This is a genomic window from Paenibacillus terrae (genome assembly GCF_000943545.1).
GTDB lineage: Bacteria > Bacillota > Bacilli > Paenibacillales > Paenibacillaceae > Paenibacillus > Paenibacillus terrae_A.
Genome location: NZ_JTHP01000219.1, coordinates 1 through 268, shown reverse-complemented (window position 1 = coordinate 268; position 268 = coordinate 1). Strand labels below are relative to the sequence as shown.

Below are 268 nucleotides of genomic sequence, written 5' to 3'. Positions count from 1 at the left end.
TTAAACTCTCAAACGTTTGGTGGCGATAGCGGAGGGGTTCCACACGTACCCATCCCGAACACGACCGTTAAGCCCTCCAGCGCCGATGGTACTTGGACCGCAGGGTCCTGGGAGAGTAGGACGTCGCCAAGCGCAACCACTAAAGAAGAATTTCTTTGGTGGTTTATTATGGGCCCTTAGCTCAGCTGGTTAGAGCGCACCCCTGATAAGGGTGAGGTCGGTGGTTCGAGTCCACTAGGGCCCACCATATAACTTTATATTACTCTTT

1 tRNA gene and 1 rRNA gene are annotated in these 268 nt (G+C 52.6%); both read left to right on the top strand.

What is annotated here, in order from left to right:
• The first annotated feature begins 15 nt into the window (after positions 1–15).
• Positions 16–132: ribosomal RNA gene (gene rrf / locus QD47_RS29740) — 5S ribosomal RNA — on the top strand.
• Positions 133–170: 38 nt separating this feature from the next.
• A tRNA-Ile gene (locus QD47_RS29735) sits at positions 171–247 on the top strand.
• The last annotated feature ends 21 nt before the right edge of the window (positions 248–268 follow it).